General features: G+C 70.8%; 11 protein-coding genes. 6 read left to right on the forward strand and 5 right to left on the reverse strand.

Annotation, left to right across the window (positions count from 1 at the left end; genetic code table 11):
• Together ACFV6V_RS23555 and ACFV6V_RS23560 are read left to right on the forward strand one after the other, a co-directional pair.
• Positions 1-1,932 (forward strand): WD40 repeat domain-containing protein (locus tag ACFV6V_RS23555; RefSeq protein ID WP_385568268.1); only part of this gene is annotated, 1,932 nt, incomplete at its 5' end.
• Positions 1,933-2,248: 316 nt separating this feature from the next.
• Positions 2,249-3,133: a C40 family peptidase gene (locus ACFV6V_RS23560; RefSeq protein WP_385568270.1), complete on the forward strand. Its 885-nt coding sequence runs from the start codon at positions 2,249-2,251 to the stop codon at positions 3,131-3,133.
• Positions 3,134-3,176: 43 nt separating this feature from the next.
• On the opposite strand, the gene ACFV6V_RS23565 is transcribed toward ACFV6V_RS23560, so the two are convergent.
• From ACFV6V_RS23565 to ACFV6V_RS23575, 3 genes are read right to left on the reverse strand one after another with little or no spacing between them, the layout of a single operon-like run.
• Positions 3,177-4,445 (reverse strand): sugar ABC transporter permease, encoded by a 1,269-nt coding sequence (locus ACFV6V_RS23565; RefSeq protein ID WP_385568273.1) that lies wholly within the window; start codon positions 4,443-4,445, stop codon positions 3,177-3,179.
• Positions 4,442-5,227, reverse strand: a complete 786-nt coding sequence (locus ACFV6V_RS23570) for an ATP-binding cassette domain-containing protein (RefSeq protein ID WP_385568275.1) — start codon at positions 5,225-5,227, stop codon at positions 4,442-4,444. Before ACFV6V_RS23570 ends, ACFV6V_RS23565 begins: the two co-directional genes overlap by 4 nt.
• Before the next feature lie 36 nt (positions 5,228-5,263).
• The gene (locus tag ACFV6V_RS23575) at positions 5,264-6,373 is read right to left on the reverse strand and encodes a substrate-binding domain-containing protein (protein ID WP_385568278.1); all 1,110 of its coding nucleotides are present in this window, start codon (positions 6,371-6,373) and stop codon (positions 5,264-5,266) included.
• Positions 6,374-6,569: 196 nt separating this feature from the next.
• Here ACFV6V_RS23575 and ACFV6V_RS23580 point away from each other — a divergent pair, with 196 nt between their 5' ends.
• Entirely contained in the window at positions 6,570-6,740 is a 171-nt protein-coding gene (locus ACFV6V_RS23580; RefSeq protein ID WP_385568386.1) for a hydrophobic protein, read from the forward strand.
• A 192-nt stretch (positions 6,741-6,932) separates the two neighbouring features.
• Here the strand turns inward: ACFV6V_RS23580 and ACFV6V_RS23585 are convergent, their stop codons facing one another.
• The gene (locus ACFV6V_RS23585; RefSeq protein ID WP_385568280.1) at positions 6,933-7,370 is read right to left on the reverse strand and encodes a hypothetical protein; all 438 of its coding nucleotides are present in this window, start codon (positions 7,368-7,370) and stop codon (positions 6,933-6,935) included.
• A 424-nt stretch (positions 7,371-7,794) separates the two neighbouring features.
• Here ACFV6V_RS23585 and ACFV6V_RS23590 point away from each other — a divergent pair, with 424 nt between their 5' ends.
• The 3 genes from ACFV6V_RS23590 (at position 7,795) to ACFV6V_RS23600 (ending at position 14,387) form a co-directional block, all read left to right on the forward strand.
• Entirely contained in the window at positions 7,795-10,611 is a 2,817-nt protein-coding gene (locus ACFV6V_RS23590; RefSeq protein WP_385568282.1) for an alpha/beta hydrolase family protein, read from the forward strand.
• 338 nt (positions 10,612-10,949) lie between these two features.
• Positions 10,950-12,221, forward strand: a complete 1,272-nt coding sequence (locus ACFV6V_RS23595) for a hypothetical protein (protein WP_385568285.1) — start codon at positions 10,950-10,952, stop codon at positions 12,219-12,221.
• Positions 12,222-12,260: 39 nt separating this feature from the next.
• Positions 12,261-14,387, forward strand: coding sequence for a tetratricopeptide repeat protein (locus ACFV6V_RS23600; RefSeq protein ID WP_385568288.1), 2,127 nt, complete (start codon positions 12,261-12,263; stop codon positions 14,385-14,387).
• 48 nt (positions 14,388-14,435) lie between these two features.
• Here ACFV6V_RS23600 and ACFV6V_RS23605 read toward each other — a convergent pair whose 3' ends face one another.
• Entirely contained in the window at positions 14,436-15,314 is an 879-nt protein-coding gene (locus ACFV6V_RS23605; protein WP_385568290.1) for a BTAD domain-containing putative transcriptional regulator, read from the reverse strand.
• Positions 15,315-15,597: the final 283 nt, after the last annotated feature.

Genomic DNA, 15,597 nt, shown 5'->3' on the forward strand with positions numbered 1-15,597 from the left:
GAGGCCAGAGGAGCCCTGCTGAGCACCCAGTCCCAGCCCTTCGCCGCAAGGCTCGGGGACCATGGGGGGCCGGTGAACGCCGTCGCCTTCGCACCCGGCGGCGGTACCCTGGCGACCGCCAGTTCAGATGGCTCGGTGACCCTGCGGCGGCCGTCCGACCACCGTAGGATCGCCGCCTTCACCATGCCCGGACGGGTACGGTCGGTCGCCTTCAGCCCCGACGGCCGTACGCTCGCGGCGACTTCCACCGACGCACCGGTGCATCTGTGGGGTACCACCGGTCACCACGCGCAGGAGCGGCTCGACATCCGCACCAAGGGCGCCCGCGCCGTGGCGTTCGACCCCCAGGGCCGTACGATCGCCACTGCGGATGCGGACGGCACGATCCGGCTGTGGGACAGCGCCCCTGGCCACCGTCCCTTCGCGACGCTCACCGGCCACTCCGGGACGGTCAACGCGCTGGCGTACGCGCCCGACGGCCGGACACTGGTCTCGGCAGGTTCCGACCGGACCGTTCGTCTCTGGGATCTGGCAGGGGCCCGTTCCCTCGCCGTGCTCAGGGGGCATACGGGCGAGTTGCTGGGCGCGGCGTTCGCGCCCGACGGGCGGACGGTGGCCACCGGAGGCGTCGACCGGACCGTGCGGCTGTGGGACGTGTCCCGGCGCCGTCCGGTGGCCACCCTCTCCGGGCACAGCGACGACGTCAACGCGGTCGCCTACACACCCGACGGCACCACGGTCGTCAGCGCCGGAGGCGACGGCACGACCCGACTCTGGGACGTACGCGGCGGCAGGCTCACGGCGACCCTCGCCGGTCACACCGACTATGTGATGGGTGTGGCCGTCGACTCCCGTGGCACGACCCTCGCCACCGCGGGCTTCGACCAGTCCGTGGTGCTCTGGGACCTGCGGGCCTCGGCTCTGACGGCACGTCCGTTCACCGAGATCTGGCAGGCCGCGTACAGCCCGGACGGGCGGACGCTGGCCACGGCCGACGCGGACCACACCGTACGCCTGTGGGACGTCAGGGCCGGCCGGATCCTGGCGACGTTCACCGGGCACCGCGAGACGGTGCTCGCGGTGGCGTTCTCGCCGGACGGCCGTACGCTCGCCTCCGCGGGCTCCGACGGCACGATCAGGCTGTGGGACGTCGTGGGACGCAGCGCCCTCGCCGCACTGGACACGGGCCCCGACGGCCTGGAAGGCGATGTGTTCGCGGTGGCCTTCTCGCCGGACGGCCGGATCCTCGCCTCCGCGGGCTCCGACCGCATGATCCGGCTGTGGGACGTGGCCGGACGCAGTCTGCTCGCCCGCCTCACCGGTCACACCGACTTCGCCAACGACGTGGCGTTCAGCCCCGATGGCCGCACTCTGGCCAGCGCGGGTGACGACCTGACCGTACGTCTGTGGGACGTCCCGGCACGCAGTCCGCTCGCCACCTTCACCGGCCACACCGGTGCGGTGCGGGGCGTGGCCTTCAGCCCGGACGGGCGGACCGTGGCGAGCAGCGGCAACGACGGCACCGTACGTCTGTGGGACGTCCCGGCACGCAGTCCGCTCGCCACCCTCACCGGCCACACGGGTTCTGTGCGGGGCATCGCGTTCTCTCCCGACGGCCGCACTCTGGCGAGCAGCGGCAACGACCGCACGGTCCGGCTGTGGGACGTGGCCGGACGTCGGCTCTGGGCGGCCCTGACGGGCCATACGAACGCGGTGTGGGACGTCGACTTCGCACCCGACGGGCGGACGGTCGCCAGTAGCAGCAACGACGGCACCGTACGGCTCTGGAACCTGGACGTCGGGGCCCGGCTGGCGGAGATCAGCCGGCTGCGCGAAGGGCTCGCCCCGAAGGAACGGGAGGCCCTGCTGCGCGGCAGCCCGGTGTCACTCGCGTCCGGCGGCGGCGCACGCAGTCTGTCACCGAGTCGCTGACCGGACGACGGCAGACACCGAAATGGCCGCGACGAGTGCCGGGCGGCGCGGCTGCCGGCCCGGTGGTTCGCTCGTTCACCGATCCTCCGGAGCCTTCGGAAGCGCCGTGCCCGGTGGGGGTTTCCCGGGGTTTCCCGTTGCCCGTTCGCGTAGGGCGGCGCGGCGCTCTCGACCCGGTGTCGTCGCGGTCCGCAGGCTGTTGGCTGCGCAGGGAACCGGTCCTGACCCTCCGAACCGGTCCGGGCCGGTCTCTGCGCTGACATCGCACGACGCAACGGCACACGGCACAAAGGCACAACAGAACGGGGCAAGTTCCATGGATCGTCGTACCAGTCTCACCAGCGCACTCATCGGCTTACTGGCCGCCGCCCTCTGCTGGGCGTCGTCACCCGCGACTGCCGCAGCCGCTCATCCGACGAAAGCCGTTCAGTCCTCAGCACAGGACGGCGACTGCCGCGTCTTGGCGCCCGGCGCCTCCGACGCCGCCGAACGGGCGATCGCCACCGCCTGCCGGCAGGTGGCCGCGGGCGTCTGGTACACCTGGGGCGGTGGCCACGGTGCCCGTCCCGGGCCCACCTACGGGCAGGTGGACCCCACCGACCCGGCGAGCGAACACGACCCCGAGCGACTCGGGTTCGACTGTTCGGGTCTGGTCCGCTACGCCTACGCCGAGGCCACCGGCGAGGACCTGCTCGACGGTGTGGCCAGCGCCCAGTACTTCACACACCGCGCGGCCGGCCGTTTCAGCGCCGCTGATGGTCTCGCCCCGCTGCTTCCCGGCGACCTGCTGGTCTGGGGCACCTCACAGCACCTGCACCACATCGCCATCTACCTCGGCGCGGGCCGGATGGTGGAGGCCAGGCAGTCCGGTACCAAGCTCATGGTCAGCGATGTCCGGCTCACCGGGGCGTACTACGGGGCCGTCCGCATCGACCCCGGCCCGGTGACCGGCCACGTCTTCCAGACCTGGGGCACCGGTGTGTGGACCAAGGCGGCCCCGTCGACCAGGGCGGCGCGTGTCTACGCCTTCCCCGACTCGACCACGATCCGCGTCGCGTGCCAGAAGCACGCGGAGCTGGTCACCGCCGACGGCTACACCAACGACGCATGGTCCTACCTGCCCGACTACAAGGCCTGGGTCAGCAATATCTACATCAAGGGGCCCGCATGGCTGGAGGGGGTGCCGACCTGCACTTTCTGAGGCCGGGGGCCCATGGCCGGAGCCTGACCGCGCCGCCGCACGGTCAGCCCCTGCCGTGGGCCTTCTGCGAGTGCCGCGACAGCGAGTCGAGGGTCACGGCGGCGAGCAGCACACCGCCCGTGATCACGTACTGCATCGGTGTCGGGATACCGGCGAGGACCATGCCCGACGCGATCGACTGGATGACGAGCATGCCCAGCAGCACGGACCAGGTGGTGCCACGGCCGCCGAACAGGCTGACGCCACCGATCACAGCTGCGGCGATGGCGTTGATCAGCAGGATGCTGGAGCCCGAGGTCTGGCCCACCGCGGCGACCCTGGAGGCCAGGAACAGGCCGCCGACGGCGGCCAGCGTGCCGGACACCATGAAGGCCGAGATCCGCAGCCACACCACATTCAGCCCGGCGCGGCGGGCTGCCTCGGCTCCGCCGCCGATCGACACGATCCGCCGCCCGTAGAACGTACGGCGGAGCACGAAGTCGAGGCCGACGACGAAGACGAGGAACACCAGCAGGGCGAGTGGCAGGCCCTCGAAGCGGTTCAGCACATAGGCGGCGCCGAACGCCACCAGCGCCACGGCCGTGGTCCGTACGACGATCACGATGACCGGCCGGGACAGCACGCCCACGGCCCTGCGGCGGCGTGCGCCCCGGTAGGACGCGAGGAGGAACGCCGCCACGGTGAGTGCCGCGAGCCCGTAGGCGACGGCCGGATCGTGGAAATAGTAGCTGGTCAGCGCGTGGACCAGACCCTCATCAGGGAGGTTGATGGTGCCGCTCGCGCCGAGGGTGTACAGCATCAGCCCGTTCCAGGCCAGCAGCCCCGCCAGGGTGACGACGAACGCCGGCACGCCGATCCGGGCCGCGAAGAACCCCTGGAACGCACCGATCGCCGCCCCGACCACCAGGGCCGCGAGAATCGCCAGCCACTCCGGAAGGCCCTGGTGGACGTTCAGTACGGCGAACACGGCCGCGGTGAGCCCGCTGACCGAGCCGACCGACAGGTCCACCTCACCGAGCAGCAGCACGAAGACGATGCCCAGCGCGATCATGCCCGTGCCGACGATGTCCACGCTGAGGTTGGACAGGTTGCGCGGCGACAGGAACTGCGGCTGGAGGCTCTGGAAGATGATCCAGAGCACGATCACACCGGCGATGCCGGGAAGCGCTCCGAGTTCTCCGCTGCGCAGCTTGCGGGCGAAGTGTTCGAGGTAGCTCCGGAAGCCTCCGTCGCCCACAGTGGGGCGCGTGTCGGCGGGTGCGGAGCCGGGCTTGGCGGAGCCGGTGCGCCCGGTAGGTTCTGGCCTCTTCACCGGCCTCCTTCCCACGCCCGGGCATCGCGGTGAGTGACGGCGTTGTTGGTGGCGCCGGTGATGCAGGAGACGATCTGTTCCTGGGACGTGGTCGGCACGCTCAGAAAACCATTGTTGCGACCGAGGTGGAGCACCGCGACCTGATCGGCGACCGCCTTGACATCGCCCAGGTTGTGGCTGACGAGCAACACGCCGATCCCGCGCTCCCGCAGCCGGTCGATGAGATCGAGGAAGTGGGCGGACTGCTGGACGCCCAGCGAGGCCGTGGGCTCGTCCAGGACGAGCAGCCTGGGTTCGCTGATGAGGGCGCGTGCGATCGCGACGGTCTTGCGCTGACCGGCGGACAGGGAGGCCACCGGTACGCGCACGCTGGGGATCCCGATCGACAGGGTGTCCAACAGCTCGAGCTCGCAGGCCCGGCGCTCCATGGACACCTCGTCGAGGATGCCGGTGCCGCCGAGCTCATGGCCGAGGAAGAGGTTGCCGACGACATCGAGGGTTTCGCACAGGGCGAGGTCCTGGTAGACGCTGGCAATGCCCAGGCTCTGGGCGTCGCGGGGCCTGGCGATCCGTACGGTGCGGCCGTCCCACTCGATCGTTCCCTCGTCGGCCGGCTCGGCGCCGGTGATCACCTTGACGAGGGTGGACTTTCCCGCGCCGTTGTCGCCGACCAGTGCGACGACCTCGCCGGCGTGGATCTCCAGCTCGACGTCCGTGAGCGCCGAGACGGCGCCGTACCGTTTGCAGATACCACGCAGCGCCAGCAGGGGAGTGCTCCGCATGTCGGACACCTCCTTCGCCCGGCCGGCGCGGGGCCGTCACCCGGTGAGCCCGGCCTCGCGGCAGGCGGCACGGATCGCGGCAGTGCAGATCTGGTCGACCGTGTACAGACCGTTCTTGATGACCGTGTCCTCGACCGTCTCGGCCGTCACGGGGGTGAGCGGGCCCAGCACGGCCGGGATGTCCTCGTCGGTGTCATTGCTGACGCGGTCCTTGGCGACGTCGTCGAGCTTCTCACCGCGGCCCAGTGCGATGGCCATCCTGGCCGCGGCGTCGGCCTCCGCCTCGAAGGACTTGTACACGGTGACGTACTGCTCGCCCTTGACGACCCGCCGGACGGCCGCGAGGTCCGCGTCCTGGCCGGTGACGGGCGGCAGCGGCGATACGTCGGCGGCCTTGAGCGCGGCGATGCTGCTTCCCGCGATCCCGTCGTTGGCCGACAGCACTCCGTCGATATTGCCGGGGCCGAGCTCGGAGATCGCCGCCGACATGTTCTTGTACGCGTTCTCCGGGATCCAGCCGGCGGTGTAGTACGACCTGCCGATCTTGACCTTGCCCTTGAGGACGGAGAGGGCACCGTCCATCAGGTCCCTGGTGTTGGGGTCGGTCGGGTCGCCGTTCATCATCACGATCTGTCCGCCGTCGGCTTTCGGACCCATTGCCTTCAGCAGTTGCTGGGCCTGGATCCGGCCGATCTCCTTCGAGTCGTAGCTGGAGTAGGCCGCGATGGGGCCCTCGGCGAGGCGGTCGTAGGAGACCACGGGCACATGCGCGTCACGGGCTCTGGCGATCGAGGAGCGCAGGGCCTTGTCGTCCACCGGATCGAGGATCAGGACCTTGGCCCCGTTCGCGATCATGGATTCCATCTGCTGCTGCTGGGTGGCCACGTCCGCGGAGGCTTGGGCGCTGATCACCCGGCAGTCGGGACACAGATCCTTGACCCTGCGCTCGATCAGGGGCTTGTCCTTGGTCGCCCAGCGGGCTGTGTGGGTGTCCGGGAAGAGCGCCCCGACGGTGAAGCCGCCCTTGCCGGTCGTGTCAGCGGGTGTGCCGGGGCCGTCGTCGCCGTTCGACCCGCAGGCGGCGAGCGCGGGGAGTACGGACAGGGCCAGTGCTGCGGCGACAGCACGACCCGGACGGACCTTCATCCGAGGACCCTTCTACCGCATATGGAACGTCTGCGCACAGTCTGGAGTGTAATGCGAATTTCTTTCAGTATGTTTCCAATATAGGAGAAATCTCCATGCGGGGTGTCCGGTCCCGCTCATGGCGCGACGCCACCCATGACTGATGGAGTGTGAGACTCCGGGTCGGGGGCAAGCGGAGGTCCGGAGGTGCATGAACATGGTTCCCCTGCTGCTCGTTCTGATCCTGGCCGTCCTGCTCTTCGGTGCGGGCTTCGCCGTCGAGGCGCTGTGGTGGATAGCCGCCGTCGTCCTCGTGCTGTGGCTGCTCGGTTTCGTGGTGCGTCCGGCGGGTTCCGGTGGCCCACGAGGACGCTGGTATCGCTGGTGACCGCTTCACCGGGCGCCTAGGCCGTGTGTGAGAGCTCCCGCCTGGCTCGCGACGCCTGGCACGCACCGGACGCCGCGCGCCCCGCCCTTCGGGCGGACGACGCCAGTGCTCAAACACGGCCTGGCCGCATGTCACGGCCCGTCACTTCGTCTGCGAGTGACGGGCCGTGATGCGGGTTTGCGCGGTCGTCGTTCAGCCCCAGAGGGCGTAGGTCATTTCCTGCTGTGTGTGCGCGGGGCGGTCACCGGTGTAGGTGAGCTGCATCCGGGTGAAGTGCTTCAGCTCAGGGTGCTTCTGCCAGGTCTCCGGCCGGTCGAGTTTCACGGTCACGGGATAGGCGCGGAATTTGCCCGCCGCGCAATAGGGCTGACAGTCGTTCACCATGTCGATCCCGCTGCCGACGGCGGAGTTCGGTCCCCAGGTGGCCCACTTCAGATCGACGAGCCGGTTGTTGCCGTCCCCGCAGGCGAGCAGGAAGTCGCCGGGACGGGTCTGCGGGTTGGAGGAGCAGTCGACGGCCACCAGAGGCGAGGCCGTGGGCGCAGCCGTGGAAGCCGATGCCGGTACCACTGCTGTGAGGACCGCGGCAGCACACAGCATGAGTGATGTCGCGAGCTTGTGATTCACCATTGCGGCTCCCGATGGGCGGCGGACTCCAGCGGTTGTTCCAGGATCGCGATTGCTCCTGACTCGACGGTACGACCGCGCCCAGGGATGCACCACCCAAACGGGTGATAAGCCCATGAAACGCCGGCGGCGAGTCGTCCGTATCGGCGCCGGCCGCCAGCGATGACACGGCGACCGTCTCCCTGTGATTATGCACGGTCACGGTCGGTGCCGACTGAAGTGCTCGCGGTGTGTACCGGTGTCTGCGGGACGCGGAGCCGGTGCACACGGGTGGCGTGCCGGGACGCGTCGTCCGCCGGTCCGGACGGATCGAAGTCGCTTTTGCGACAACGTGCCCCTCAACAGGCAACCCGTGTCGAACAGTTGTCGTCCTCACGGAACGAAGAAGGCCCCAGGAATCCCCTGAGGTGCCCCGACGGAACCGATGATGAGGAAGACCACTGTGATACGTGTCGTACGCGTGGTGGCCGCGGCGGGCGCGATACTCGCGCTCACCGCTGGGGTGCCGGGGCCGGCGCAGGCTCAGACGCTCGCCGGCTCCCGGGCGGAGGTGCCACCGGGGTGGGCGGACGAGGACCTGCCGAAGGGATGGCGGTTCACCGGCACAGGTACGGAGAGGCAGCTGGTCTGGAACTCGCCCGGCCGGGTACCCATGGGCGACGCGCGGGTCGAGTTCTACGCCGGGGACCGCCTGCTCGGCGCACCGGTGCCGGCACGGGACGGGCGCTCGTTCCGGCTACGGCTCGACGGCGCCCGGATCGGCCCGGAAGCGGAGCTGCGCGTGCTGGCAGGCGGGCGCCGACTGGACATCGCGGGCAACACGCCCGGCGCGCCCGCTCGGCGGCTTCCCGCGCCGACCACGCCGGCACCGCGTGAGGCCGAGCCGGCCGCGAACGCCGTGGACCCCGGAACGCCGGGACCCTACCGCGCCGCAAGCGGCGAATACGCGCTGACGTCCGTGCGGCTGCCCGGCTTCCCCGAACCGGTGGAGATGCGCGCCACGGTGGTAGGGCCGGCCGACGCCCCGGGAAAGCGCCCCGTGGCGCTGTTTCTGCACGGTCGCCACGCCACCTGCTACAACACCAAGGGTGAGGCGACCGGCGGCTGGCCCTGCACGGACGGCACCAAGCCGATACCCAGCCACCAGGGCTATCTGCGGGCCCAGAAGCTGCTGGCCTCCCAGGGGTATGTGACGCTGTCCATCTCCGCCAACGGCATCAACGGGCAGGACCACCTCGCCGAAGACGGGGGCGCGCAGGCCCGTTCCTCCCTGGTGCGACTGCACCTGGCCCGCTGGGCCGACTGGGCTGCCGACCGGTCCGGCGCACCGGCCGCCGCCCGCGCCGTGGCACCTGCCGACCTGTCCCGCGTGCTGCTGGTCGGCCACTCCCGGGGCGGCGAAGGCGTCAACCGTGCCGCGCTCGACAGCCTTTCCCGGCCGCCCGCCGACCAGGACGGGCACAAGGGCCCGGTGCGCTGGAAGATCAGGGGCAACGTGCTGATCGGCCCCACCATCTTCGGGCAGAACCCGGCCGCCGACGTGCCCTCCGCGACCATCCTGCCGGGCTGTGACGGCGATGTCTCGGACCTCCAGGGCGAGATCTACGTCGACGGCACCCGCGGCGTCAGCAACGGCAGCGCACTCCACAGCGCCGTGTACATGGTCGGCGCCAACCACAACTACTTCAACAGCGAGTGGACCCCGGGCCAGGCGCAGGCACCGGCGGACGACGACTTCGGGTACGGCGACGACACACCCGATCCGGTGTGCGCTCCGGGCACGAAGACCCGTCTGACAGCCACCCAGCAGCAGGCCGCGGGGGCCACCTACGTCGCCGCCGCGGCCCGGCTGTTCGTCGCGGGCGACGACAAGGTGCGTCCGCTCCTGGACGGCACCGGCCGCCGCGCGCCGTCCGCCGGCCCCGCCCGGGTGCTCACCCACGCCGTCGGCGGCAACCGGACCACGGCCTTCCTACCCGGCCCGTCGACGACCGTCACCGGCTCCGGGCGGCTGTGCACACCGAGCGGTTCGGCCGCCACCAAGGGCTGCCTGCCGGCCACCGCGAGCGGCGGGTCGCCGCACTTCGCGTCCTGGGAGGTGCCGTCGGAGCCCGGCCGGGAGGCGGTCGCGATCCGCTGGTCGAGCCCTGGTGCCACGGTGGCCGTGCGGCCCGCCCGTCCGGTCTCCCTGGCGGGCGCCGACGCACTGGCCCTGCGCGTGATGGTGCCGCCCAACAGCAGCGGCACCCAGCTGGACGTGGCCGTGGTCGACAGCAACGGCCGGCGCGCGAACCTCGGCCGGTCGCGGATCGACGGTCTGCCGGGCAGCGAGCGTACGACCTCCTACTGGGGGCGCGAGATCCGCGTACCGCTGGCCGCTGCGTCGAAGGCCCGGCTGGACCTCAAGCACATCAAGACACTCGAACTGAAGCCCCGCAGCCGCTCCGGGCAGGCCTGGCTGATCGACGCCTGGGGATGGCGACCCGGAACACCCGCGGTCCGCGCCACCGGGATGCCGCGCGTGGACATCGGCCGGCTCACCGTCAAGGAGGGCGACTCCGGGGAGCGCACCTACCGTGTCCCGGTCCGGGTCTCCGGGCAGGGCAGCGGCCGGATCCGGGTGTTCGTCCCCAAGCCGGACACCGGCGAGTTCACCTACCGCACGGTGACGGTACGCCCCGGCAGCCAGGACATCGGCGTGCCGTTCACGGTGCGCGGCAACACCCGCTACGGCTATGACCTCATGCAGGACATGCTGGTGAAGTCGGTGCACGGCGCGGTGGTCGGTTCGTACCGGGGCGGTGTCACCGCGCGGAACGACGATCCGATGCCCAAGATCACGGTGAAGCCGGTCGCGGCCGATGTCACCGAGGGCAGGGCCCTGACCTGGCGGGTCTCGCTGTCGAAGGCCGCCGACGCCGACATCATGGGCGAGTTCTCCCTGCTCCCGGTGACCCGCGGTACGGAGCTGTCCACGACGGACGTCGACCCGCGCTGGCTCCAGGACACGCTCGGCATCAGCCCGCAGCCCTCCCGTCCTCTGTCCGCGATGTCGGATGTCACCCCGTCGCTGCCGGTGAGCGTGGACGCGGGCAAACTGAGCACCGAGGTGAAGGTGCCGACCGTCGCGGACGGGCTGCGCGAGCCGGTGGAATCCCTGCGGGCCCAGCTGGTCACCTGGGACCAGTCGTGGGAACCGGTGAAGGGGCCGGTGATCGCCGGCACGGTCCGGGACGCTTCCTAGCGCGGACGCCACGCACTCACTGAGCACGCGGCACCGGCCCCCGTACTGCGCGGGGCCGGTGCCGCGTGCTTTCCCGTACGTGAAGAGGGTTTGGCGGAGTTATGGAGAAACTATGGCGGCGATCTCCAGGATGAGTGATGCCCGAAGTTCCCGCTGGAGTGAAGGAGGTGCCCTCATGAAGAAGATCCAGATTCGCAAGGCCGGTCCGGTCCGTCTGACGTCCTCGGCTTGCAGCGTGTACACGAACCCCAACTGATCACCGATCAGCTGAGTTCCGGGCACCGGTGCACGGGGCCCCGACGCCGTCGTGTCCGACGCACCGCCCGCACGACCCGGGCATGCAGGACACGACGGCGCCGCCGTACCTGAAGCCTGAGGAGAACTCCATGGCGGAGCACGGCATCCGCGGCAACTCTGACACCCCGCTGGAGCTCCACCCGCTGGTCTACCTGGAAGACGGCGACGAGGTCACCATCGGGCGCCCCGACACCGACTCCTACGCGATCTTCCCGCCCGACGGCGCACAGCTCGTACGCCGCCTGGAGGGGGGTGCCACCCCGGCACAGGTCTCCGACTGGTATGCCGCAGAGTACGGCGAGCGGGCCGACGTGGACGATGTCATCGACGCCCTGCGCGAGTTGGGTTTCGTCAGGGGAGCCGACGAGCAGCCGGTCGCGGTGGAGCCGGTGCGCTGGCAGCGGTTGGGCCGGGCGCTGTTCTCGCCGTTCGCATGGGTCTGCTACGCGGCGATCGTGCTCTGGGCCGTGCTGCGGATGTCCATGTCCCCCGATCTCGTCCCCACGCCCCAGGACCTGCTGTTCAGCGACTACTACGCGGTGATCGGCATCGTGCTGCTGGTCGCCGCCGTTCCGCTCATCGCGATCCACGAGGCCTTCCACGCTCTGGCCGCACGTCGCCTGGGCGTCCGCTCGCGCACCCGGATGTCGTACCGTTTCTACTTCCTGGTGGTGGAGACCGCGCTGGACGGCCTGGTCGCCGTCGAACGCAGGAAGCGCTATCTGCCGATCGTCGCCGGCATGGTCGCCGACTGCGTACTGCTCGGGCTGCTGATCGCCGTGGCCGACGCGGCCCGCGCACCGGACGGTGCGCTGAGCCTCACCAGCCGGGTGTGCCTCGGCCTCGCCTTCGCGGCGCTGCTGCGCCTGCTCTGGCAGTTCTTCCTCTATCTGCGCACCGACGTCTATGTGCTGATCACCACGATGCTCGGCTGCGTGGACCTGCACACCACGTCCGTCCGCCTGCTGCGCAACCGCTTCCTGCGCCTGCTCGGACGCACGGACAAGCTGGCGGACGAGTCCCCGTGGCATCCGGTGGACCGCCGGGTGGCACGGTGGTACTCGTGGCTGATCGTCGTCGGTTACACGGTCAGCCTGGGCACCTTCGTGCTGGCGCTCGCCCCCGTGCTGGTCCGGATGGTGTCGGGAGCGGTGGACCGCTACGGCTCGGGCGGCCAGGCCGGGTGGGTCGAACTCGTCGACTCCTCGGTCTTCCTGCTGCTGACCTTCGGACAGCTGGCCCTCACCCTCTGGATCGCCGCCAGGGAACGCACGCGCGCCCGGCGCTCCCGCACCCACCACGTCATCGCCTGATACGGCTGCCCCAACGGCCCCTCTGTGAAAGGCGGGTTCATGACCGGCCACTATTGGATCTCGGCGTCCCTGAGCCATCAGCGTGACCGGCTGCGGGCCGGACTCGAAACGCACTCCCCGATCGTGGTGGTGGACGCGCACCGGCGGCTTCGCGGTCCCTATACGGCGGCAGGCGAGCTGCTGCGGCTCGTGGCCCCGCGAGCACTGCGACGAAACCCGGAGCTCGCCGCCCGGCACTACATCGAGCTCCAGGAAAGCACACCGGAGTTGACGCCACTGGTGCCTCCGATCGTGAGAGTCCTGGAGCAGAACGCCAAGGCACCGGGGGAAGCCAGCCGCTACCCGGCCCGGCTGCACTCGCTGCGAGTCGCGCACGGCCTGGTCGACTTCCTGCTGGCCGCCCTGCCCGACGGCGACGGGAACCCGCGCACCCTGGTCGTGGAGAACGTCCAGCACGCCGATGTCACGGACCGGGAGTTCCTGTCAGCGGCGCTGCGCCGGATCCCCGCCGAACTTCTCACGCTCGTCGTGTGCACGGACACCGACGCCCTGGTCGATCCGCCCGGGATGCTCTCGGTCTCGCTGCCCGCCGAACTGACCGCACACACCACCCGGATCTTCCTGCCGGCACACGGCACGGGCCCGCAGCAGGGGAGTGCCGGACCGCAGGACGCACCGAAGGCCGCCGCCCGCTATGTCGAGGGCGATTGTGTCGACGACGATCCCGAACTGATCGCCGCGTACGGGGCTCTCGCCCCCGAGGAGCGCACCGCCCTGCACGACCGCAGGGCCGAGGACCTGGCCGCGCGGGCGGAGGCGGAACCGTCATTGGCGCTCGGCGCCCTGCCGTACCACCTGCTGCACGGCAGCGACCCCGGCGGCGCGGGCCTCGAGGCCCTGCGCCGGGCCCAGGCCCGCTGCAAGTACCTGGGCTTCTACCACATCGCGGCGGAGATGGGTGACGACGGCAGGCACCGCGTGGACTTCGCCGAACGCCCCGACCTGTGGTGGACCTTCACCCGGGAGACGGGCGTGTGCCTGGCGGCTGCGGGCCGCCCCGAGGAGTCGGCCGCGGTGCAGGAGCAGGCGCGCACCGAGACCACCACACCGATGCACCACATGAGCCTGGCCTACGAGACCGGGATGCTCTACGCCCGCCACTTCCCGCCGGAACTGCGCGACGAGCACCGGGCCAGGGCCTGGGTCAACCAGGCCATCGCGATCTCGGACCTGCTGCCCGACCCCAAGGAGCGTGCCTTCTACTCGGTGTTCAACCGCAACGGCCTCGCCCTCGTGGAGGTCAGGGCCGGGCGGACCGACGAGGCACTGCGGCTGCTGGACGAGGGCATGGCACGGCTGGACCGCGAACTGGGCATCGGCGAGCGCACCTGGCACCGCGTCGGACTGCGCTACAACCGAGCACAGGTGAACGGGATGAGCGGTCGGCTGGAAGAGGCGCTCGCGGACTACGCCGGGATCATCGACGCCGACAGCGACTTCGCCGACCACCACTTCAACCGCGGCAGCATCCTGCGCAAACTCGGCCGGATCGAGGAGGCCATCGCCGACTACGAGCGCGCGCTCGCCCTCGAACCGCCCTTTCCGGAGGCCTACTACAACCGAGGAGACGCCCGGCTCGAACTCGGCGACGCCGAGGGCGCGCTGGCCGACTTCGACCGCACCCTGGAACTGGAGCCGGACCATCTCGAGGCACAGCTCGCCCGTGCCGGGCTGCTGGCCGACCTCGGGGACGCCGGGGCGGCGCTGGAGAGCGCGGACACCGGGCTGCGGCAGGATCCCGAACACGCCCATCTGCTCTGCCTGCGCGGCCGGCTCCTGAGCGAGGCGGGGCGCGCGGCCGAAGCGCGCGAGGCGCTGGCGGCAGCGCTCCGCAGCGAACCGAAGCTCGCGGAGGCCTGGGCGGTGCGGGCTGAACTCGCCTACACCGACGGCGACCTGACGGCCGCGCTGGCCGACTTCGACCGGGCGGTGGAACTGGGCGACCGACCGGAGTTCCGGTTCAACCGGGGAGTGGTCCACGAAGCGGCAGGCAGGTTCAGCGAGGCGGTGGCCGACTTCGACGCGGTGCTCGCCGTCACCGACGACGCCGACGCACGCGCCCACAAGGAGTCCTGCCTCCGCGCGGCCGACCGCACCCACGCATAGTTCCTGGTCGGAGGGGGCACCGCCGCGCGAGGCGGTGGCTCCCTCCCTTCACGCCTGGATCGCCCCGGCCGGGCGGCATCGCTCGTGACCGGCGTTTCCCGGTCGATCGCCGCTCAGTAACGCCTGCTGTGTGCCACGCAGGCCGGGCCCGGGCTCGATGCCGGTGTTCTCCACCACGGTGCGCCGGGCCCGGGCATAGGTGTCCAGGGCCTCGGCGCGTCGGCCGGTCTCGGCCAGGGCCACCATGAGCTGCTCGTGGAAGCCCTCCCGCAGCGGATGGCGGGCGCAGAGTTCCGCCAGCTCACCGACCACCTCGCGAGCCCGGCCACGGCAGATGTCCGCGGCGATCCGGTCGTGGACCAGGGCCAGCCGCTCCTCTTCGAGCCGCACCGCGTAGTGGTCGGGCAGACAGCTCTGCCCGAGGTCGCCCAGTGGGGTGCCCCGCCACAGCGACAGCGCCCGGCGAAACGCGTCGGCGGCGGCAGTGCAGTCCCGCGCGGCCATCAGCTCGTGTCCCCATGCCGCTGACCCGCGGAAGCGGTCCAGATCCAGTTCGCCGGGGCGCACCTGGAGCAGATAGCCGGACCCCGAGGTACGCAACAGGGGATGCGTGCGGGCGTCGTGGCCCTCGCGGCTGTGGCCCGGTTCCAGCGTCCTGCGCAGTCCTGACACGTACATCTGCAGGGCCGAGACCGCGGACCTGGGCGGACTTCCGCCCCACAGCTCGTCGATCAGCGTGTACATCGGGAACGGCCGGTTGGCGTGCAGCAGCAGGAGGACGAGCAGAGCCCGCTGCTTGAGGGCGGTGGGCGTGCAGAGCCTCCCTGCACGCCAGACCTCCAGCGGCCCCAGCACCAGATACGTCGCCTCGCCAGGCGGTTGCGTGCCGCTGCCTTCCGCCGTGCTTCTCTCCCGCGTGACCCGCACTGTTCCGTCACCCCCGGTACGGCGCCCGGGGGCGCGCTGTCTGATGCTCGGAGCGGCGCGCCGGTGATGTTGTGGTGATCTGCTGCGCGCATGCCATAGATAAGCGGCTGACCCAGCAGGTGTCACCGGTGCGAACAGGCCAACCGCAAGCGGAATGCCGTGGTCACGCCTTGCGCGCCGCTCCGGGCATCCGGCGATGCCGGAGCGGCGCGTGAGGTGCCCGCCGGTTGGCCGGATCAGGCGGTGGGCCGGGCACCGTGCACACAGGGGTTCAGGCAGTGAT

It is taken from the genome of Streptomyces sp. NPDC059828, assembly GCF_042731955.1.
GTDB lineage: Bacteria > Actinomycetota > Actinomycetes > Streptomycetales > Streptomycetaceae > Streptomyces.